This is a genomic window from Undibacterium parvum (genome assembly GCF_003955735.1).
Classification (GTDB): Bacteria; Pseudomonadota; Gammaproteobacteria; order Burkholderiales; family Burkholderiaceae_D; genus Undibacterium; species Undibacterium parvum.
Genome location: NZ_CP034464.1, coordinates 1,747,478 through 1,768,606, shown reverse-complemented (window position 1 = coordinate 1,768,606; position 21,129 = coordinate 1,747,478). Strand labels below are relative to the sequence as shown.

The window sequence follows — 21,129 nt, the reverse complement described above, 5'->3', positions numbered from 1 at the left end:
TTCAGGGCGGCTGTTTGCGGGGGTTTGCTTGCGCTGTTCACTTTGTTCTCTCCTTTGATTCTGTATGACTGACGGTCAGTTTTGATGCCGGTGCTGCTGCTTGATGGAAAAACGGCACCTGTTTTCGCCATAGCAATAAGGCTTGCCAGTGGATACGCCAGACCACTCCCAAGCCGAGTAAGGGCTGGCGCAGCAGGGCCAATAGCAAATTGCCGCGGCTTAGCGCCTGCTTGCGCGCGTTAATTGCGGTATTGATCAGTACCCCTTCGGTATCGTCATAATCAATATTGACCTGGCTGCTCTGCGCGCTGTCCGCGAAGCTAAAGCGATAGCTGCCTTTGACCTCACAAAAAGGCGAAACATGCATCATTTTTGTACTCAGCAGCGTGCTCTCTTTGCGGATGGCACTACCGTCTTCATTGCGCAAAAGGTATAGATGGTGCTCGCCGAAAGTGTTGTTGACTTCCGCTAGTACCGCGACCAATTCCCCTTGACGATTGTGGCAATACCAGAGATTGATGGGATTAAACGCGTAGCCAAAGATGCGCGGAAAAGTCTGCAGAAACACATGGCCGTCGAGCGCTAGGCCCTGATTTTTGAGCAAGTCCTGTATCCATAACAAAAGATTGGAGCCGTCGCGTGGTCCATAATCTTTAAAAAAAAGTGAGAGCGGACGCCAGCGATTGACACCGAAAATGAAGTTGTTAAGGAGGTGAGTGTGCGCCAGATTGATGCGCACAAAAAATACCGGGTAGATGAATCGGTGCAGCACCGGACGCAAGCGTTGGTGCATCACCTGTGCGACGAGGAGGCTAGATTGGGAGTGCATATTAAAGACTCGCCCATTCCGGTGCCACTGCAAAATCGCGCGCCACCCTTATTGCCGATTTCAAGCCGTCTTCATGAAAACCATAGCCAGTCCAGGCACCGGCAAACCAGATCTTGTTTTTTCCTTGTATCTCAGGCAAGCGGCGCTGAGCGCGGATTGCGGCGCTGTTAAATATCGGATGTTGGTACTCAAATTTGGCCAAAATGCTGTTATTTGCTGGCGCACAAAAAGGATTGAGTGTCACCACCACCGGCTGCTTGATGCTGAGATTTTGCAGTTGATTCAATAGGTAGCTGACGCATACAGGTCGGCTTTGCGCTAACAACTGCTGAGCACTATTTCCGGAATCTGCTGCACCCAGGTAGTTCCAGGCCGACCAGACCTTTTTTCTCTTGGGCAGTAAGTTGAGGTCGGTGTGCAAAACAGCGGTATTTGCCTGGTAGTGTATCGCCGAGAGCAGTTCTTGCTCGGTGCTGCTGGCGTCTTTTAGCAGGCGCAAAGTGTCGGGCGCATGCGTGGCGAAAACCACGGCATCAAACTGCTCGCTGGCATGGCTAGTGATCAGCTCAACTCCTGCCGCATTTCTCCGTACCGACAACACCGGCGTATATAGTCTGACATCGGGCAAAACGGCGGCAATTTTTCTTACGTATTCGCGGGCACCACCAGACACCGTGCGCCATTTTGGGCGATTATTGACTTGCAACAAGGCGTGGTTGATACAAAATTGCAGGAAGCTGCTGGCCGGGAAATCTAAAATGTCCTCAGGCGAACTAGACCAAATAGCGGCCGCCATCGGTAATAAATAGGCATTGCGAAATTCAGTACTGTAATGATCCGCCAGTAAAAGTTCACCCAAAGTGATTTCACTGATCAGGCAGCGCTCTAAATTTTGTTCTGCGGCGGCATTAAATTTTAAGATGTCGCGCAACATTTTATAAAACGAAGGCGAGAGCAGATTACTGCGCTGGGCAAACACGGTATCAAGATTGGTGCCTGCCCATTCCAGTTTGCCATCTTCCAGTGAGACCCCGAAAGACATGTCAGACGGATAACTGGCAACCTTAAGCTCTTCCAAAAGTTTGATCAGATTGGGGTAAGTGTGATCATTGAAGACCAGAAAACCGGTATCGACCGCTTCCGATTTGCCCTCTAAATGGATATCCACGGTGTTGGTGTGCCCACCCAGATAAGCGCCGGCTTCAAACAAGACCACCTCATGCTTCTGATTAAGAAAGTAAGCGCTAGCTAGCCCAGAAATCCCCGAGCCAATTACCGCGATGCGCTGACCTTGTGCTTGATTTGTCATTGTTTGCTCTGCTTATCCATGGTCAAAATGCTCTAGCGAAGAGTTATTTGTTGTGATTTAATTGAGTGGATACTACTTTGCTGCTAATATTAATACTGTTCTAAAATAAATGCTACTACTTAGTAGCAATAAATACTAATGAGTATATTTGGCAAATTAAGTTTCAAAGATCAGGCGTTTAAGTTGCGCGAAGATTCTATTCTGGATGCCACTACCGGCATCCTGGCGACCAAGGGTTTTGATTTGATGACCATGGACGACGTTGCCAATTTGATCGGCATCTCCAAGCCTAGTCTGTATAAACACTTCAAATCGAAGGAAGATTTGGTTGGTAGCACGATGTTGCGCTTGCTCGATGCAGCGACGCAGCAACTGGAGCAATTGCCAGCCAGTCTGAGCGCGCAGGCAAAACTGGCGGCTTTACTGGAATGGGCGTTGCGGGTGCGACTGGAGGGCGGCTTGCCATTTTTACCCTCTACCAGTGCGCATGTGCGCGAGATGCTGATGCGCAATTTGAAGTATGTCGGCAAAGTCATCAAGCTCAACTCCCAGTTAGAAAAGCTGGTGCAGCAGGCGCAAAAGGCGGGCGACCTCAATCCTGATCTGCCTAGCGATGTGATCTTGTATAGTTATTACGCGCGAACTTGTGATCCGGCGGTAGAGTATCTGCAAAGATTTAGCAAAATGAAGCCGGATGACATCGTGCGCCACATGCTGCGAGTGTGTTTCGCCGGGCTGAAATAGTCGCGACTATGCTGAGCAGACATTCAGTCTGGGGCGCGTGCTGATGCCCAGTTCAGGCAGATGTTTGCTGGCTTCGCGATAACTCAGGCCAGATAAATGGGTGCGCTCGGCGACTAAAAATCCGCGCACCGCCTCAGAGTCGTGCCTGGCATAGTCGCGCAAAGCCCAGCCGATTGCCTTGCGAATAAAAAATTCTTTCTCGGGTGCCAGCATCTTGGCATAGGTAAAAAGGCGAGTCACATCAGTGGCCTCGCGCCAGCCTAGCTGATGCAGTATAGTCACTCGCCTGAGCCAAAAATTTGGGTGCTGCAGGGCCGCGTCCATGCAGCTTTGGCAGTCGGCTTGTGCACTCATTTGCATACTGCGCTGCGCAAATAAGACATCGCCGATTACTCCCGCCAAAGCGTCTACGCTATCCCACCAGGATTTATTCTGTACCAGCTGCAATAACTGCGGGATATCTTGTACGCTAAGTTGCCGGTAATGCTGCGCCAATAGGTCGATGGCCAGATACTGATATTCGCGTTCTGGCAGCGTCCAGAGTTGCTCTGCCAGCGACAATAGTCGCGCTGCCGTACAGCCTTTAAACGCTTTGATGAGTGGTTTGCAAGCCTGCCGGCGCGCTGGTGCGGCGACACCTAAAAACGCAAAGTGATGCTGCATATACGCCGCCATCGCAGGCGCTTTTTGCGGCTGCGCCAGCTTTGATAGCTGCTGTTGAAAACAAGTGAATGCAGAATCTAAAGGCATGGGATGCAATTTTTTTGGGGGGGACTTATTCTGGCTGCTGCAAACGCAAATAGCTGGCAAATTTTGGCAGGCCGTTGGAGGTGAGATCACGATAACGGTAACTGATAGTGCTGCCTATCGTGGGTGGATCGCGCCGCTGCGCATCCGAGAAGCCGGTTCCTAAGCGCAAACGCTGGCCATTTTCTGTCTGCACCAGCAAGGCACCGAGCATGCCCCGATATTTTCCCTTGCCTGCCTCATGCGCCAGCACGATGGCTTCGGCATCGAATTGTGGTTTGAGTTTGAGTAAGACTGCGCTACGCCCGCTCTGCCATGGCGCATCGGCACGATGCAACATCAACCCCTCGCCACCAGCTTGCACGATTTGCGCTAAGCGCGCCGTGAGCGCTGCATGGTCTTGCACTGCTTCTTGCGCAACCAGCTGTAGCCAGGGCTGCGCGGCCTGCGTCACCAGTGTCTGCAAGCTGGCGATACGCTGGCGGAAGTCACCCGCGCCTTCAGGTAATTCATACAGTTGATAGCTAATTGCACGCCACTCCTCATCGCGAGGCTGCTGCCTGCGCACGGCGGCCGAGAGTCGCTCAAAAGTCTGGCGGCCCATCCACAATTCGCCATCTAAAGCCTGTGCCGGTAAGGCAGCGGTGAACCAGGACGGCGCAGAGATTAGTCGACCGCTGCGAAAACGCAAATGGCTGCCATCCCAGTAGGCGCGCACCCCGTCGAGTTTTTCACTGAGCAAATACAGGCTGGGGTCAAACTGTGCTGAGTAATTTTGTGCCAGCGGCAAGGCGGGCGGATTGGTCACACTCTTGGCGGCAGCGGCGCACATCGGTAGCGGCAACGCCAAACTGAATAACGATACACAGAGCCGACGACGGCGAACAAGAGCTGCTGTTAGCATGGTATAGCCTTGATTAAGACCGACAACAATAAATTTTTAGGTATAAATTTCAAAAATAATTGTAGTCTTTTAATAAAGTAATTGCATCTCAATTTTACAAGAACGCGTATCGCCAAACTCAGTAGTGTCAATATAATTTATATACACCACCCAGTATATTTTATTCGCACATATATCTTCTGTGCAAATGGGCTATTTCTATAAAAAATAAGGGGAGTATATCTATTTTAGAGGTAGGAGGCTGGTGATACGCGTTAACTGTTCGGGATGTAATTCTGCCAATTGGCTGGCCAGAGCCTGCAGTTTTTCGATTAAAAATAAGGCGACCGGGGAATGGCTGCGACCTTGCAGCGAGACCACGCCCATCTCTGAATGCAACAGCGGTATGCCTGACAACGGCAAGGGGATCAGCGAGCCGTTGGCCAGTTCATCGATGACGGCGGCATGGATCAGCGCCATTACCGTATCGGAACCGATGGCGGTGCGTTTCAGTGTCATGACATCGTCGCACTCCAGCGCGATCGGCAGTTCGGCATCAGCCGGAAGTTTGAGTAGTTGCGCGATGGCTAGTCGTATCGCTTGCGGCAAGCGCACGCTGGCGATGCCAAACGGCAGGATGTCACTGAGGCTAAGCGCGCTTTGCTTGAGTAAGGGGTGTCCAGCGCGCACGAAAAAACCGCCGAATTGGCGTGCCAATAAGCTGATTTGTAAATCCGCGCTAGGCGGCAGGTCGCGCGTATCTGCAACAAAAAAATCGAGTTCTTCATTGCGCAAATGTTCTAGCAGGTAATTCCAGTTATTCACTTCCACCCGCAGTTTGATGCCAGGATAAGCTTGCCTCAGCGCGGGCATGAGCTCGGGTAGCATGCTCACGGCAGGAAAAGGCCCGACACCGAAGGCGAGGTTGCCAATCAGATTCTTGCGATACAGATCGATATCGCGCTCCAGGCAACGGCTGTCAAACAACAGTTTGCGCGCTCTTTGTATGAGAAACACACCGGCTGCAGTGGCGCTGACTTCGCTGTTGCCGCGCTCAAACAGGCGCATCCCCAACTCTTCTTCCAGCGCTTGTATGCTGCGGCTAAAAGCGGGTTGCGACAGATGCACCTGTGCCGCGGCCCGCGCGAAATTGCGCTCATCGGCCAGTGCCAAGACGTGTTTTAGTCGTTTTAAGTTCATATTGTCTTGATATGTCTCGATACCAATCGGGAATGCGCTGAGCTCAGCTCGCTAAGATCATGCAGAAAGCGCATTAAGTCTAGCTTAAATTTGCATTGGACTGCATCACAGGCAGGTTTTACTCTACATAAAAACCTAAAAAGGAGACAAAATGCAAAAAAATTCTAAACGCACAGGCCTGGCTGGTCTATCTGCATTGGCTGCAATGCTTTTGCTGCTGAGCGCCTGCAATAAAAATGCCGGAATCGGCGGCAAGGCTGGCGATGCCAGTAGCAGCACGATGAAGTCGAATCAGGCGTTCGCGCAAGAACTCAAACTCGATGACGGGCAAGACTTTGCCGACGCCAAACGTGGTTTGATTGCCAGACCCAGCGGGCAAATACTAGGCGCGGATGGTACGGTGCTGATCGACTTCGATGCTTTTAAATTTATCGAGGGCAAGGCACCCGATACCGTTAACCCTAGCCTGTGGCGACACGCCATGCTCAATGCCCAAATTGGTCTGTTCAAGGTCACCGACGGTATCTACCAATTGCGGGGTTTTGATATCGCTAATATCACGCTGATTGAAGGAGACAGCGGTTGGATCGTGGTAGACACCTTGACTAGCCGCGAAAGCGCGGCGGCAGCGCTCGCTTTTGCGCGCCAGCACTTGGGCAACAAGGCGGTGACGGCGATCATTTTTACGCATAGTCACGCCGATCATTTCGGTGGTGCGCTTGGTATTATTTCGCAACAAGAGCTGGCGCAACGCAAGATTCCTATCATCGCCTCCGAAGGTTTTATGGAAGAAGCGACCAGTGAAAATCTGATGGTCGGTACCGCCATGGGAAGGCGATCAAGCTATCAGTTCGGTAAAGATCTGGAACGCTCGGCCAAAGGTATGGTCGATACGGGTTTGGGTAAAGGCGTGGCCTACGGTAATTTTGGTATTTTGCAGCCAACTGTCATCATCAAGCAAGCTAGCCAAGAGATGAGATTGGATGGCGTACGGATGGTGTTTCATAATGTGCCGGGAGCGGAAGCGCCAGCCGAAATGAGCTTTAGTATCCCGGATAAAAAAGCCTATGGTGGCGCTGAAAATCTGGCGCAGACCATGCATAACTTGTTGCCGGTACGCGGTGCCAAAGTGCGCGATGCTTTGCGGTGGTCGAATTACATGGAGCAAGCACTAGAACAGACGGCCGACGCCGAGGTCTATTTCGGACAACATAATTGGCCAATTTGGGGGCATGAGCGTATCGCCGAATTTATCACCAAACACCGGGATGTCTACAAATATACGCATGACCAAAGCGTTAGACTGATCAATGCCGGTTACACCCCACGTGAGATTGCCGAGACAGTCAAGTTACCTAAGTCCCTATCCTCGTATTTTGGCGCGCGCGGCTATTACGGCGACCTGCGACATAATGTGAAGGCGGTGTATCAACATTATCTGGGCGCTTATGATGGCAATCCGGCCAATCTTAATCCGCTGCCTCCGCAAGAATCGGCCAGGCATTATCTGGAGTTGATAGGCGGGGCCGATAAAGCGGTGGCAGCGGCGCAACTGGCTTTCGATAAGGGAGATTACCGGTGGGCCGCCGAATTACTGAATCAGGCGGTGTTCGGCCAGCCCGACCACAGGGGCGCGAAAGAGTTGCTGGCGCGCACTTACGATCAGATGGGCTACATGGCAGAAGCGGCCACCTGGCGTAATAGCTACCTCACCGCCGCCGCAGAGTTGCGTAATGGCCCGCCAAAAACAGGCATTAATCGAGCTAATTTTAGCGACATGTTGATGCAAACCCCGATCGAGCGTTTCTTAGAGGCCATGGCGGCCGGTCTGGATGGTCCCGCTGCCGAAGGTAAAGATATAATGATCAATCTGATACTGACGGACGCCCAGGAGTCGTTTGTCTTGTGGATAGAAAACGCCGTCTTGCACTTCAAAAAAGCACCGCCTGCCGCAAGCGCGAATGCCAGCCTGACCTTAACCAAGGGCATCTTTATCAAAATGATGGCAGGAACCGCCGGTGTAAAAGACACCTTGTTTAGTGATGACCTGAAGGTCGAGGGTAGTAAGCTTGATCTGGTGCGTTTTTTTACGCTGATCGACAAAGCACCGGGTACTTTCGCTATCGTCAGTAAATAAGCGAACACTCAGACTGTCAGTGATTGAAACGCAGAGGAGCATCAGCACGTTTGCCTGAGCTTCTCTGCGGTGACTTTATCGCGCAGTGCATCGCAGCCCTTGCTTCATCTTGCGCAATATCGAAGACAGTCTCTATTCTTGCCAAAGATTACTATTTTTAGCAAAAAACCACATATCTCGGCCATAAATTAAGCGATTTATCGCTAAATGTGCGTCTTGTAAGCAGCACGAAAGCAAGCTGCTTCAAAATTTTATTTCGAAATCGCCTAATTAACCGCTGTATTACGAGATAATGTCGGTCTTATCGTCTATCAGCATGCGCAATCCCCCCATTTTTCTGAAAATTAATTCCAGCGAAAAATGCGCTAAAAGTAATTTAAACGCAAGTAAGCGTGGATAAACGCAATTAAGTTCGGCTAACACTCTGAATTTTTTTGATGTGTACATCCTTACTTCAGAATACTGGCCGGAATACCTGAGACGGTTTTTTTGTTCGTTTGCAGCCAGGTTCTGACGGAAAAGTGCAGATGCTGATATGGTCGCCCAATCTAGCTTGATTGGTATACGTTTTTGTTCATTGAAAGGGAGTTGATTATGTTGCAAGCCTATCGTGCCCACGTCGCCGAACGCGCCGCCCTCGGAATTCCACCTTTGCCTTTGTCTGCCAAGCAGACTGCTGAGGTGATTGAGTTGTTGAAGAATCCGCCTGCCGGTGAAGCAGCGACCCTCTTAGAATTGATCATCCACCGCGTTCCTGCCGGTGTTGATGATGCCGCTAAAGTGAAAGCCAGTTACCTGGCTGCGGTGGCGCATGGTACAGAAACTTGTACCCTGATCTCACGCGAAAAAGCTGCAGAACTGCTAGGCACTATGCTGGGTGGTTACAACATCAGCCCTATGATCGATTTGCTGGACGACGCAGTGGTGGCACAAGCTGCTGCCGATGGCCTGAAAAAGACTCTGCTGATGTTTGATCAGTTCCATGACGTAAAAGAAAAAGCCGACAAGGGCAATGCTCAGGCTAAAGCCGTGTTGCAAAGCTGGGCCGATGCTGAATGGTTCACTTCACGTCCTGAAGTGGCAAAATCGATCATGTTGACCGTCTTCAAATGCGAAGGCGAAATCAACACTGATGATCTCTCTCCTGCACCAGACGCTTTTAGCCGCCCGGATATCCCTATGCACGCTTTGGCGATGCATAAAAATGCGCGTCCAGGTATCGTGCCTGAAGAAGACGGCAAGCGTGGTCCAGTCAAGTTTTTTGACGAACTCAAATCCAAAGGCAACCTGGTTGCTTACGTTGGCGACGTCGTGGGTACTGGCTCTTCGCGTAAATCAGCGACCAACTCGGTGCTGTGGTTTACTGGTGAAGACATTCCTTTCGTACCGAACAAGCGTTTTGGTGGTGTTTGTCTGGGCAGCAAGATCGCTCCGATTTTCTACAACACCATGGAAGATTCCGGCGCCTTGCCGATCGAACTCGATGTCAGCCAGATGAACATGGGCGACGTCATCGAACTGCGTCCGTTTGACGGTCAGGCATTGAAAGACGGTAAAGTGATCGCTGAATTCAAGGTTAAGAGCGAAGTCTTGTTTGATGAAGTACGTGCCGGTGGACGTATTCCTTTGATCATCGGTCGTGGTTTAACTGCGAAAGCACGTGAAGCATTGGGTCTGCCAGTCTCCACTTTGTTCCGCTTGCCACAAAATCCTGTGGATACCAAAAAAGGCTTTACGCTGGCGCAAAAAATGGTCGGTCGCGCATGTGGCTTGCCTGAAGGTCAGGGCGTACGTCCAGGCACTTATTGCGAACCAAAAATGACTAGCGTCGGTTCGCAAGATACGACTGGCCCGATGACCCGTGACGAGCTGAAAGATCTGGCTTGCTTAGGTTTCAGTGCGGATCTGGTGATGCAATCGTTCTGCCATACAGCTGCATATCCGAAGCCAGTTGACGTCAAGATGCACCACGAGTTGCCAGATTTTATGAGCACCCGCGGCGGTATTCCTCTGCGTCCGGGCGATGGCATTATCCATAGCTGGCTCAACCGTATGTTGTTGCCGGATACCGTCGGTACTGGCGGCGATAGCCACACCCGTTTCCCTATCGGTATCAGCTTCCCAGCCGGTTCTGGTCTGGTTGCTTTCGGTGCCGCCACTGGCGTGATGCCTCTGGATATGCCGGAAAGCGTCCTGGTACGTTTCAAGGGCAAGCTGCAAGCTGGCGTTACTCTGCGTGACCTGGTCAATGCGATTCCTTTGTACGCGATCAAGGCTGGTCTGCTGACGGTTGCCAAGCAAGGTAAGAAAAACATTTTCTCCGGTCGTATTCTGGAAATCGAAGGCTTGCCAGATTTGAAGGTAGAGCAAGCGTTTGAATTGTCTGATGCCTCCGCTGAGCGTAGCGCCGGTGGTTGCACCGTGCATCTGAACAAAGAACCTATCATCGAATACATCAACAGCAACATCACCATGTTGAAATGGATGATCGCTGAAGGTTACTCTGATGTACGCACCATCAAACGTCGTATCGCCGCAATGGAAGCATGGTTGGCGGATCCGCAATTGCTCAAGGGCGATGCCGATGCAGAATACGCAGCCGTGATTGAAATCGATCTGGCCGATATCCACGAACCTATCGTGGCCTGCCCTAACGATCCGGATGACGTCAAGACCTTATCCGACGTTTCTGGTGCAGTGATTGATGAAGTGTTTATCGGTTCTTGCATGACCAACATCGGCCACTTCCGCGCCGCTTCCAAGCTGCTGGAAAACAAGCGCGATATCCCGGTCAAACTATGGATGGCGCCGCCAACCAAGATGGACGCCAAACAGTTGACCGAGGAAGGCCATTACGGCGTCTTGGGTTCGGCTGGCGCACGTATGGAAATGCCGGGTTGCAGCCTGTGCATGGGTAACCAGGCACAAGTGAAAGAGGGCGCAACTGTGTTTTCTACCTCGACCCGTAACTTCCCTAACCGTCTGGGTAAAAACAGTAATGTTTACCTCGGTAGCGCTGAACTAGCCGCAATTTGCTCCAAGCTGGGTCGTATCCCGACTAAAGCGGAGTACATGAGCGACATGCAAGTATTGACCGGTGCTAGCGACAAGATCTATCAATACCTCAATTTTGATCAAGTTCAGGATTACACCGCCGCTGCTGCGACTGTGAAATAAGTAAAACTGACGCTGTTTGTGCTGTTAGAAAAAGCCCCGCCATTGATGGCGGGGCTTTTTTTTGTGCCTAAGACGCATCACTGGGGGATAATGAAATTTCTGATTTTTACTGCGCTCAGTTGCGCTGTGCAGTATGGCGTATACTGCAACAAGTTCTTACTCTTTTGTCTTGCGCGAGTATTTCGAGTTTAAAACCATGACTTGAACCAAAGCGCCTTGCTGCACCCTGCCACACTGCGCTTAGTACACACTATCAGGAGCAAATATGAATTCTGATCCTCAGCTTGATGCCACGCAAGACGAATGGTTAATCGACGACGATGTGCCACCGCCCAATTCTGAGCTGGCGCCGGAACTGCTACCTTGGCGTGTGCTGATTGTGGATGATGATGTCGATGTCCATGTGGTGACCAAATTTTCTCTGCGCAACACGACTTTTAAGAATCGCCCGCTGAATTTTTTACATGCTTACAGCGGTAAAGAAGGCTTGAGTATCCTGCGCGATACACCGGACGTGGCCTTGGTGTTGTTGGATGTGGTCATGGAGACTGAGAACGCGGGCTTAGTGCTGGCGAGGCAGATCCGCGCTGAACTGAACAATCAACTGGTGAGAGTGGTGTTACGTACTGGGCAATCTGGGCTGGCGCTGGAACAAAGCGTGATTGTTGATTACGACATCAATGACTACCGCACCAAGAGTGATCTGACCACGCAGAAATTATTTACCACGGTGATTTCGTCCTTGCGCGCTTACGATAGCTTGCTGACCGCTACGCAAAGCCATATTGCGCTCCAACTGGCGATGGCAAAAATTAAGGAGTTGCGCGCCGGTCTGGATAGACATGCGGCCTTAACGATCGCCGATGAAGACGGTAAATTAATCTACGTGAACGATAAATTTTGCGCTGACTCTCAGTACGCGCGGCAAGAATTGATAGGATCGGCGTATTTGGATTTATTCAGTGAAGCGCAAAGACTCCTCTTTATGCAAGACATCTGGCGCGGTTTGCAACAAGGGCAAGCCTGGCAAGGCGCACTGCAGGCTAGACTGAAAGACGGCAGCACGCTTACTCTGGACTGCAGCATCATCCCCTTACTCGATACTCAGGGCAAGCCCTATCATTATCTGGCGATTTATTCTGCGATCAGCGCATAATCAAAAAAGAGGATAGGAGCATGCGCCCCTATCCTCTTTTTTTATGCCGCCACAGAAAAAGCGGGGTAGTTAAACCCCCGCTTAATTTTCTTAGCCCTTGCTCAGTTTCACACTAGTCGCGTCTGCAGTCAGATAACCAACGGCGGCACCGAATCTATCCTTGTAGTTGGCGCGTACCAAAGGATCCAAAGTCGGTTGTACTTTACCGTGCAAGGAGCTGATCCAGTCGCCAGGATGCTGGAAATTACTCATGATGTAAGTCCAACCGTTGAGATCATCGACTACATGCAGACCGGTCGCTTCAGCACCGGCAGGCATAGACATCAGACGCGACAAAATTTTGGTGTCGACGTTGTAGGCCCACAGGAAGTTGTTCACGTGGTAGCCGCTGTCTTCACCGATAAACAAGGTGCGCAGTTTTTCCGAGAATTTAAGGTTGTCGGGATTGCCTATCTTGTCCGGATTAGCCAGATTGCCCAGTGCGTCCGCCGCGATATCTTCACCGACCAGCAAGGCCTTGGTTTGCATCGGTACCCATTCGCTCTTGATCGCCGCACCTGCGGTGTCGCTCTGACCGCCACCCAGACTGTGCGCCATAACGCCGCCGGCTACTAAGGCCTTGTCGAGAGCGATACCGCTTTGTGCATTCCAACCCTTGGCATTGTCCTTGACCATGGAGTCAACCATATTTTGCAATGCCGAGTAAGCGACTTTATCCTTGATATTGACGGTCGTACCTTCCATCTTGGTGAAGCCCATACTGCCGCCAACCAGGTAGGCATAGCGATGGGTTTCAAGGAAGGCAGCGGCTTTTTCCATGTTCGGTTTGAGCTTAATCCAGTTGGGTTTACCACCCGTGAAAATCTTAGTAAAGCTGGCATCGAGAGGATCTGTTTTGGAGACCGTCATGATGTCGGAAGGCTTCAAAGTATTGGCCATGTTTTCGATCTCGGCGCTGGTCGCGTGGCCGAGATTAATCCATGTCAGTTTGGCGCCGGCAGCAGCAGGATCATTGGAGAAGCCTGTGCCGATTTTTGCGACATATAAGGTACCTGCCGACAGATCTTTTTCATTATCGGCGACAAAAATAAACAAGCCGCTATTGGTCGCGTCATCGCCCATCAGTACGGTACGATTGTCCGGCATCACTTGCACCAGTTCATGCGAGATGCGGCCCATGCAGTAATGCTTCTTGATGCTACCGGTACCGTCAGGATTAACCGTTACTTCTGGCAGATGGCCGTAGTGGTAAGGATTGGCTGCAGTCTCGCTGCCGAAGGTATTTTTACTATACGCTTTGAACTGAGGATCATCGCTGGCAAACGGTGCATTCGGTTCGTATTCTTCGGATGATAAATGGGTGCCCCATGGCGACAGGCTGGCACCGCAAGTGATCCACAGGCCGTGTACTTTAGAGGTGTCGACGTTGTGGTATTTAACCAGGCTCAGCTTACCTGTGATTTGATCCTGATCCAGAGTCAGCACGGCGATAGGGGACGGTAGTTTTCCATACATGTCTGCCTCGGCAGGCAGTGTGCCGTTCAAGTCTGTGCCAAATTGATTGCGTGTGGTGTACTCAAATTGCACGACGGCGAAGACTGCCTTACCTTTGATGCCCGTGATAGTCGGATTGGCTAACGACAACAGGGAGGTGCCGTCTGGCGAATCAGAAAAAATATGACGTTCTTTGCCAGCTACGGAGTTATCCATGATGGGCTTGTTATTAATGTCGTAGTAAGCGCCCGCCAATACTTTGCCGCCCGCGCCATCTGGCACCATGTCACCAGTGACGAAGAATGGCTGATACGCCAGCTTGTAATCTGTCACGCTCTTGTCACTCATGGTCACGCTCAAGGTCGAGCCTACTGTAGTCGTCGCCATTGCCGCGGCATTCGCCAGAGTTGGTGCCGCCATAGAACTAAATGATGCCGATACAAAACTCACTGCCGGAACCGCTTCAGCCGCAGTACTACCGCCGCAGCCCGTCAACATCGAGGCCAGCGACAGTGAACCCAGCGGTAGCATGGGCGCAGCAGAGAGGAATTTTAAGGCTTGACGACGACCGATTTGAGGATGATCTGACATGATTCTATTTTTCCAATGTGATTAATAACAAGATGCAGCCGCATGATAAAATAAGTTGCTGATACGCAATTGCGAAGCTAGCATGAGGCGGAAGTATAGAAAGCAAGTGTGACAAGATGATGACGAAAAAATCATCTTGAATTGTTCTAGGCCAAGAAACAATACTTTGAAACCTGAATGAGCGGTGCTGGGTAGCTGCCAGATGTTATATGGGGACTCCGCCGTGCCACCATCTTGATGGCTTCAGCTCATAGATAAATTGCTGTTGCGCAGTTACTACATCGCAGTTACTACATCGTAAGTACATGCCAAGAAAAAATTTAAACGCAATTTAGCGTGAAAACATACATTTGCACATATAAGTAGTATTTGCTCTTATCGTCAGTCGAGCGCGGTTTTTTTAACATACTTCAAATGACATTAAGTCGAAATAATCTAACCACTAGGAGTCCGTTTATGTCCCGAAATACTTACCTGCTAAAACCAATTTGTCTGGCGCTTGCCCTGTGCGCTGGTGCTGCCGCCCACGCAGCTGACTGGAGCGACACCTCGATTAATTATCGTTATATTCCTAAGGAAAGCGGTTTTATCGTGGACGCCGCAGGCAATAAAGTTGACGTCGCTAAAAACATTGTTTCGCTCGAGCATATCAGCGGCTTTAAATACGGTAGCAACTACTTCAATGTCGACATCTTGAAGTCGGATAGCAATGATCCTGCCAACGGCAGCACTTCAGGCGCGCAGGAATTCTTTGCGATTTACCGCAATAATCTCAATCTCAGTAGCCTCACTGGCAGCAGCATGAAGTTTGGGGTCGTCAAAGAAATCTCACTGACCACAGGATTTAATGCAGGTGCAAAAAATAATGAAAACGCAGCGCAACCTCTGGCATTTTTATTTGGCCCTACCTTGCAATTCGCTTTGCCAGCAGGTTATCTGAACGTCGGACTGCAAGCCTATAAGGAAACCAATAACAGTAAGTTTGCCGGTGGTAAGCAAGATTATGATGTCGCCGCCCAACTCAATGTGGTCTGGGGTATACCTTTCAATGCCGGTGTTCCCGCCAATTTCAAGGGTTTCATGAGTGTCACTGGTGCTAAAGGAACAGGTAAGGGCACTGGCATAGAGACCAGCACCGAAACCTTGCTCGATGCCTTAGTTATGTTCGATCTGGGCTCATTGTCCGGTAAAAAAGATACCTTTTACGCGGGTGTCGGCTATCGCTATTGGAATAATAAATTTGGGAATAATGAAAGCGCGCCTGGCTTTGCTGGCACTTTGAATAAAGCGGGCCATGTTTCTTCGCCTTTCCTGCAACTTGAGGCGCATTTCTAAGCTAAGCAAGAGGCTGGGGTATAGACGCAGTCTAGCTCCGATTTAATTCTGGTTTCATGGATACTAGTAGAGGGTATGAGAGTAGCTAAGGTGTTTGCGCTCATTGTATATGCGCAAGCGCCTTGTCTAACTCCATACTCCCCTATTTTTTGAAATAAGCAGATTTCTATCTAGCTCAATTTTTATCTGCAGGGTGCGGTGTTTCGATGGCCGCATGCGGCACTTTCTGGCGCTGAAAGCTGGCTCATCAGATACAAAAAAGCCGCTATAAAAGCGGCTTTTTTGCGTCTTGCTGAAGCTTTATTTGGAGCCGGGTATCTTGCCTTCCACGCCCTTGACGTAGAAATTCAGACCACCCAGGAACTTGTCGTCGGCTACCGCGTCTTTGGCAATTTGCTCCTTGCCAGTATTGTCCACGATAGGGCCTTTCCAGATGGAGAAACTACCGGCCTTCAAGCCTGCCTTGATTTCATCTATCTTGGCCTTGGTTTCGGCAGGCACATCGTCGGCGATTGCAACGATATCAATCGCGCCTTCTTTGACGCCCCACCAGCTTTGAGTCGAAGTGGTTTTGCCTTCCAGCGCATCCCTGGTGGTTTTGATGTAATACGGAGCCCAGTTGATGATGGCCGATGCCAGATGCGCCTTAGGACCGTAGGCGGTCATGTCGGAGTCCCAGCCGAAGGCGCGTGCGCCCTTGTCTTGGGCGGTCTTCAAGACGGCCGGTGAATCGGTGTTCTGGAACAAGACGTCGGCACCACCATTGATCAGGCTGGTGGCAGCTTCGGTTTCTTTAGGTGGATTGAACCACTCGTTGACCCACACTACCTTGGTCTTGATTTTTGGATTGGAGCTTTGTGCGCCCAGCGTGAAGCTATTGATGTTACGGATCACTTCTGGAATAGGTACCGACGCCACGACACCGAGGGTGCCAGACTTGCTCATCTTGCCGGCAATCACGCCAGCCATGTAGGCGCCTTCATAGGTGCGGCTATCGTAGGTGCTCATGTTGGGGGCGGTCTTGTAACCGGTGGCGTGCTGGAAGTGAACCTCCTTGCTATCGGCTGCGACTTTCAGCATGGGTTCCATGTAGCCGAAGGTGGTGCCGAAAATCAGTTTATTGCCTTGGCCTACCATGTCGCGGATAACGCGCTCGGCATCCGCAGACTCAGGCACGCTTTCAACGAACGAGGTCTGGATCTTGTCGCCAAATTCTTTTTCTAGCGCCTTGCGTCCATTGTCGTGCGCAAAGCTCCAGCCACCGTCGCCGACTGGGCCTACGTAGGCGAAGGCGATTTTCAGAGCTTCAGGCTTGGCAACTGCGGCAACCGCAGTCGGGGCAGCAGCTGGTGCCGTAACGGGTTCTTCCTTCTTGCCACAGCCTACCAGGGCAGCGCTCGCCACGGCCGTCAAGGCTGCAATTTTCAGTAATGCGCGTTTTTGCAAATCTGTCATGTCAGTTCTTTCTAAAAAACTTAGAGGTGGTGGAAAAAATCAGCATTTAGGCTGAGGAAACTATGAACCTGGGTAAAACGGTTTTCCTATCGCAGCAGGCATATTAATCTTAATCCAGCGCGGGTTACGCGAGATTAGCGCTAACACCACGATGGTCGCTACGTAGGGCAGCATGCTCAAAAATTGGCTAGGTATTTCTACCCCTATGCCTTGTAAATGGAATTGCAGCATGGTCACGCCACCAAACAGATAAGCACCTAGCAATATGCGTGCCGGACGCCAGGTGGCAAAGGTGGTGAGTGCCAGTGCAATCCAGCCCTTGCCCGACACAATGCCCTCTACCCACAGTGGGGTGTAGACGATGGAAATATACGCGCCCGCCAGGCCACACAAGGCACCGCCTAGGGTGACCGCGGCTAAGCGTATCCAACGCACTGGGTAGCCCAAAGCGTGCGCTGATTCTGGGCTCTCACCCACACTGCGTAGTATCAGGCCAGCGCGGCTGCGATACAAAAACCAGATCAGGGCCAGCGCAAACAAGACTGTCAGGTAAACCAAAGGGTGCTGGCGAAACAGCGCCGGGCCCAGCAGCGGAATATCAGACAGATAGGGAATCGCAAAATTGGGGCGCTCGGGCATTTTTTCCTGCACGTAGGCAATCCCGGCAAAGGCTGAAAAGCCCGCACCAAATAGGCTCAGTGCTAAGCCGGTGGCGTATTGATTGGTATTGAGCCAGATCACCAGCACGCCGAAGATGGCCGCCATCAGTGCACCCGCTCCTATGCCTGCCAGAAAGCCCAGCGTGTCGCTGCCGCTATGCACCACCGTGGCAAATCCGGCGATCGCTGCGCACAGCATCATGCCCTCGGCACCCAGATTGATGATGCCAGCCTTTTCATTGATGAGCAGGCCCAGCGCGGCGATCGCCAGCACGGTGCCGGCATTGAGGGTCGCTGCAATTAAGAGTGCGTATGCTTCCATTATGATCTTGCTCCTAGCGCTAAGGACTTGCTGGTGGTGGATATCCACCGCAAACGGTAATTGACCAGCGTGTCACAGGCCAGCAAACTAAATAGCAGCAGCCCCTGAAACACCCCCGTCAGCGATTTGGGAAGCCCAAGACGCGACTGCGCCAGCTCTCCACCAATATAGAACATGCTCATCAACAGTGCCGAGAACACCATGCCGACTGGATGTAGGCGTCCCACATAGGCCACGATAATGGCGGCAAAGCCATAGCCAGCCGGCACATAAGGGGTGAGTTGGCCGATCGGTCCTGCCACCTCTAGCGCACCGGCCAGACCGGCCATGCCGCCCGAGATCATCAATGCGGTCCACAGCGCGCGGCGCGATGAGAAGCCGGCGTAACGCGCCGCAGCGGGTGCCAAGCCGCCCACTTGCAGTGCAAAACCGGCGCGGGTACGAAACAGAAACACCCAGATCCCGGCCGCTCCAAGTAAGGCAAATAGCACACTAATGCTGACCCGAGAGCCTTCAAACAGGCGCGGAATCCGGGTCGCTAACTCGAAGCTTTTGGTTTGCGGAAAATTATAGCCGTTCGGATCTTTCCAAGGGCCAAACACCAGGTAACTCAAGACCTGCACCGCCACGTAGACCAGCATCAGACTGACCAGAATTTCATTGGCGTTAAAGCGGTCGCGTAGCAGCGCGGTTAAGCTGGCCCAGGCCATGCCGCCCAAAATACCGGCTAGCAGCAAGCTCGGTATTATCCAAGCACCAGTGGTTTTGTCCGCCAGCAGCGCCACCCCGCTGGCGGCAATTGCGCCCAGTATGTATTGCCCCTCAGCGCCGATATTCCATACGTTGGAGCGAAAGCAGACCGCCAGTCCTAGCGCAATGAGAAGTAGGGGTGTGGCCTTGACTACCAATTCACCCCATGCATAGGCATTGCGTATCGGCTCCCAAAAGAATACTTGCAGGCCGCGTACAGGATCTTTGCCCAACAGCGCAAACAAAATCACGCCTATGATGACCGTGCACAACAGCGCCAGTAAGGGCGAGCCGTAACTCCAGAACTGCGAGGGCTGGGGGCGTACTTCGAGTTTAAGCCGCGCCATCTTGCACCTCCGTTACTTCATTCCATAGACCGCTCATCCATGCACCAATTTTTGCCACTGTTGCCTCCGCCATCGCTAAAGAGGGCGACAACTTGCCGCGTGCAATCACATGCATGCGGTCACACACCTCAAATAATTCATCTAATTCTTCGCTGACCACCAGCACCGCGCAGCCAGCCTCACGCAGCGCTAATATTTCACCGCGTATCTGCGCTGCAGCTCCGACGTCCACGCCCCAGGTTGGTTGCGACAAGATCAGCAGCCTCGGTTTGGCATCGATCTCGCGTCCGACGATAAATTTTTGCAAATTCCCGCCAGACAGCGAGCGCGCCACCGCCAAGGGACCATTCGCCTTGACTTTGTATTCTTTAATCAGGCGCGTTGCGTGCGCTTCCAGCTGACGCACCCTTAGCCACCCTCCGGCAAAGCGCGGCATACAAATCGCATCATTGCGGGTAAGTAGTAAATTGTGCGCCAAACTCAGAGTGGGCACAGCACCACGCCCGAGTCGCTCTTCGGGTACAAAGTGCAGACCCATCTTGCGCCGCTGCCCCGGGTGCAGGTGCGAGACATCGAGCGGCCCCAACTTAATACTGCCTCGCGGCGAGCGACAGTCTTCGCCGGACAAGGCACACAACAATTCTTTCTGACCATTGCCAGAAACTCCGGCAATCCCGACGACCTCGCCGCAACGCACTTGTAGTTGAATATTCTCCAGGTCTACCCCAAACTGGTCTTCGCATTGCAGGTTCAGTCCCTTCACCGTCAACACTTCAGCGCCGGCCAGTTTAGTCGTGTGCTCCAGCGATGCTGGTTCTGCACCTATCATCAGACGCGACAGTGAGGCATTGGATTCTTGCTGCGGGTTGCATACCCCGGTGACCTTGCCGCCGCGCAGCACGGTACAGGCAGTGCATAGTTCGCGAATTTCGTGCAGCTTGTGGCTGATGTACAAAATGCTGCAGCCCTCGCTGGCAAGTTTTTTGAGCACCACAAATAGTTTCTGTACCGCCTGTGGTGTCAGCACCGAGGTCGGTTCGTCCAGTATCAAGAGCTCTGGGCGCGTCAGCAGGGCACGGATGATTTCTACCCTTTGCATCTCACCCACGCTCAGGGTATGCACCGGACGAGCCGGGTCTATGTCTAGCCCGTACTCATTGGCCTTAGCGATAATGCTGGCCGTGACTTGCGCCAGCGTACTGCGGGTTAGCCCTAGCCACACGTTCTCGGCCACGCTCATGGTGTCAAACAGGTTGAAGTGTTGGAACACCATGCTGATGCCGTTGGCGCGCGCATCCTTGGGGTTGCGGATCTCGATCAACTGGCCGTTCAGCAGAACCTGACCGGCATCCGGTTTGACCGCGCCATAAATGATTTTCATCAGGGTCGATTTGCCAGCGCCATTTTCGCCCAAGACGGCGTGGATTTCGCCGGGCATGACGGTTAACGCGACCTCGCTATTGGCTATGACGCCGGGATAGGCCTTGGTGATGCCCTGCAATTGTAGTCTGGGTATGCTCATGAAATGGGCGGTCTCACTTTTTTATGCGGCTGCAAGGGACTTCACACGATCACGCCAACAGTGGGCCTAGCTGTTGGCGGTTTCGTGCGAAAGCGACTAATTCATCATGCTGAGAAATATCAATGCTTAGGATGGCGAGTGCTAGGGACTACACTAAACCCTCGCCAATTTGCATTTTTCTATTTATATTCAGCAAAAATGATGTCAATCAATAAATTCTTATGCGCAAAGACTAGCATTTGCGCCACCCCGCATTATATGCAATAAATGATGTTAACTATTTGACGACAGCTAAACTTAAGCGACTTCATGAGGTCGGGTTGACGTGTTAGGGCTAGCTGCATGCTGCGGTAAAAAAGATAGCTTCTACATACGTGTTGTTTATCGCTCTAGAAATAACAAATTCCATGTTATTTATACAAAATCGCCCAGCTATCACAAGTGGGCGATTTTTTTTAAAACTCCCTATACT

At 51.7% G+C, this 21,129-nt stretch carries 15 protein-coding genes; 5 read left to right on the top strand and 10 right to left on the bottom strand.

Features of this window, described 5'->3' with window-relative positions:
* Nucleotides 1-37 precede the first annotated feature (37 nt).
* Together EJN92_RS07615 and EJN92_RS07610 are read right to left on the bottom strand one after the other, a co-directional pair.
* Nucleotides 38-829 (bottom strand): DUF1365 domain-containing protein, encoded by a 792-nt coding sequence (locus EJN92_RS07615; RefSeq protein ID WP_126127262.1) that lies wholly within the window; start codon nt 827-829, stop codon nt 38-40.
* Nucleotide 830: 1 nt separating this feature from the next.
* Nucleotides 831-2,138: an NAD(P)/FAD-dependent oxidoreductase gene (locus EJN92_RS07610; protein ID WP_126127261.1), complete on the bottom strand. Its 1,308-nt coding sequence runs from the start codon at nt 2,136-2,138 to the stop codon at nt 831-833.
* 138 nt (nt 2,139-2,276) lie between these two features.
* Between EJN92_RS07610 and EJN92_RS07605 the strand changes: the two genes are divergently transcribed.
* Nucleotides 2,277-2,882, top strand: a complete 606-nt coding sequence (locus tag EJN92_RS07605; RefSeq protein WP_126127260.1) for a TetR/AcrR family transcriptional regulator — start codon at nt 2,277-2,279, stop codon at nt 2,880-2,882.
* Between the two features lie 6 nt (nt 2,883-2,888).
* Here the strand turns inward: EJN92_RS07605 and EJN92_RS07600 are convergent, their stop codons facing one another.
* The 3 genes from EJN92_RS07600 to EJN92_RS07590 all read right to left on the bottom strand — a co-directional run bounded on the left by EJN92_RS07600 (nt 2,889) and on the right by EJN92_RS07590 (nt 5,712).
* Entirely contained in the window at nt 2,889-3,632 is a 744-nt protein-coding gene (locus tag EJN92_RS07600; protein ID WP_126127259.1) for a DNA alkylation repair protein, read from the bottom strand.
* A 25-nt stretch (nt 3,633-3,657) separates the two neighbouring features.
* Nucleotides 3,658-4,533 carry a DNA ligase gene (locus EJN92_RS07595; protein WP_126127258.1) on the bottom strand — a complete coding sequence of 292 codons (876 nt, stop codon included), beginning with the start codon at nt 4,531-4,533 and terminating at the stop codon, nt 3,658-3,660.
* A 222-nt stretch (nt 4,534-4,755) separates the two neighbouring features.
* A complete protein-coding gene (locus EJN92_RS07590) occupies nt 4,756-5,712 on the bottom strand; it encodes a LysR family transcriptional regulator (protein WP_126127257.1) in 957 nt (318 codons plus the stop codon).
* Between the two features lie 151 nt (nt 5,713-5,863).
* On the opposite strand from EJN92_RS07590, the gene EJN92_RS07585 reads away from it, so the two are divergent.
* From EJN92_RS07585 to EJN92_RS07575, 3 genes are all read left to right on the top strand, one after another.
* Nucleotides 5,864-7,849 (top strand): alkyl/aryl-sulfatase, encoded by a 1,986-nt coding sequence (locus EJN92_RS07585; protein ID WP_126127256.1) that lies wholly within the window; start codon nt 5,864-5,866, stop codon nt 7,847-7,849.
* Nucleotides 7,850-8,443: 594 nt separating this feature from the next.
* A complete protein-coding gene (acnB, locus tag EJN92_RS07580) occupies nt 8,444-11,026 on the top strand; it encodes a bifunctional aconitate hydratase 2/2-methylisocitrate dehydratase (RefSeq protein ID WP_126127255.1) in 2,583 nt (860 codons plus the stop codon).
* A gap of 265 nt (nt 11,027-11,291) precedes the next feature.
* The gene (locus EJN92_RS07575) at nt 11,292-12,182 is read left to right on the top strand and encodes a PAS domain-containing protein (protein WP_126127254.1); all 891 of its coding nucleotides are present in this window, start codon (nt 11,292-11,294) and stop codon (nt 12,180-12,182) included.
* 90 nt (nt 12,183-12,272) lie between these two features.
* On the opposite strand, the gene EJN92_RS07570 is transcribed toward EJN92_RS07575, so the two are convergent.
* Nucleotides 12,273-14,267: a PhoX family protein gene (locus EJN92_RS07570; RefSeq protein ID WP_126127253.1), complete on the bottom strand. Its 1,995-nt coding sequence runs from the start codon at nt 14,265-14,267 to the stop codon at nt 12,273-12,275.
* Nucleotides 14,268-14,723: 456 nt separating this feature from the next.
* Between EJN92_RS07570 and EJN92_RS07565 the strand changes: the two genes are divergently transcribed.
* On the top strand, nt 14,724-15,602 hold the full coding sequence (locus EJN92_RS07565) for an outer envelope protein (RefSeq protein WP_126127252.1): 879 nt from the start codon (nt 14,724-14,726) through the stop codon (nt 15,600-15,602).
* 300 nt (nt 15,603-15,902) lie between these two features.
* On the opposite strand, the gene EJN92_RS07560 is transcribed toward EJN92_RS07565, so the two are convergent.
* Genes EJN92_RS07560 through EJN92_RS07545 form a run of 4 tightly spaced genes read right to left on the bottom strand, consistent with a single transcriptional unit; the run spans nt 15,903 to nt 20,657 of the window.
* The gene (locus EJN92_RS07560) at nt 15,903-17,057 is read right to left on the bottom strand and encodes a BMP family ABC transporter substrate-binding protein (protein WP_126127251.1); all 1,155 of its coding nucleotides are present in this window, start codon (nt 17,055-17,057) and stop codon (nt 15,903-15,905) included.
* Nucleotides 17,058-17,117: 60 nt separating this feature from the next.
* Nucleotides 17,118-18,038 carry an ABC transporter permease gene (locus EJN92_RS07555; protein WP_126127250.1) on the bottom strand — a complete coding sequence of 307 codons (921 nt, stop codon included), beginning with the start codon at nt 18,036-18,038 and terminating at the stop codon, nt 17,118-17,120.
* A complete protein-coding gene (locus EJN92_RS07550; protein ID WP_126127249.1) occupies nt 18,038-19,135 on the bottom strand; it encodes an ABC transporter permease in 1,098 nt (365 codons plus the stop codon). Before EJN92_RS07550 ends, EJN92_RS07555 begins: the two co-directional genes overlap by 1 nt.
* Nucleotides 19,122-20,657, bottom strand: a complete 1,536-nt coding sequence (locus EJN92_RS07545) for an ABC transporter ATP-binding protein (RefSeq protein ID WP_126127248.1) — start codon at nt 20,655-20,657, stop codon at nt 19,122-19,124. Before EJN92_RS07545 ends, EJN92_RS07550 begins: the two co-directional genes overlap by 14 nt.
* Nucleotides 20,658-21,129 lie beyond the last annotated feature (472 nt).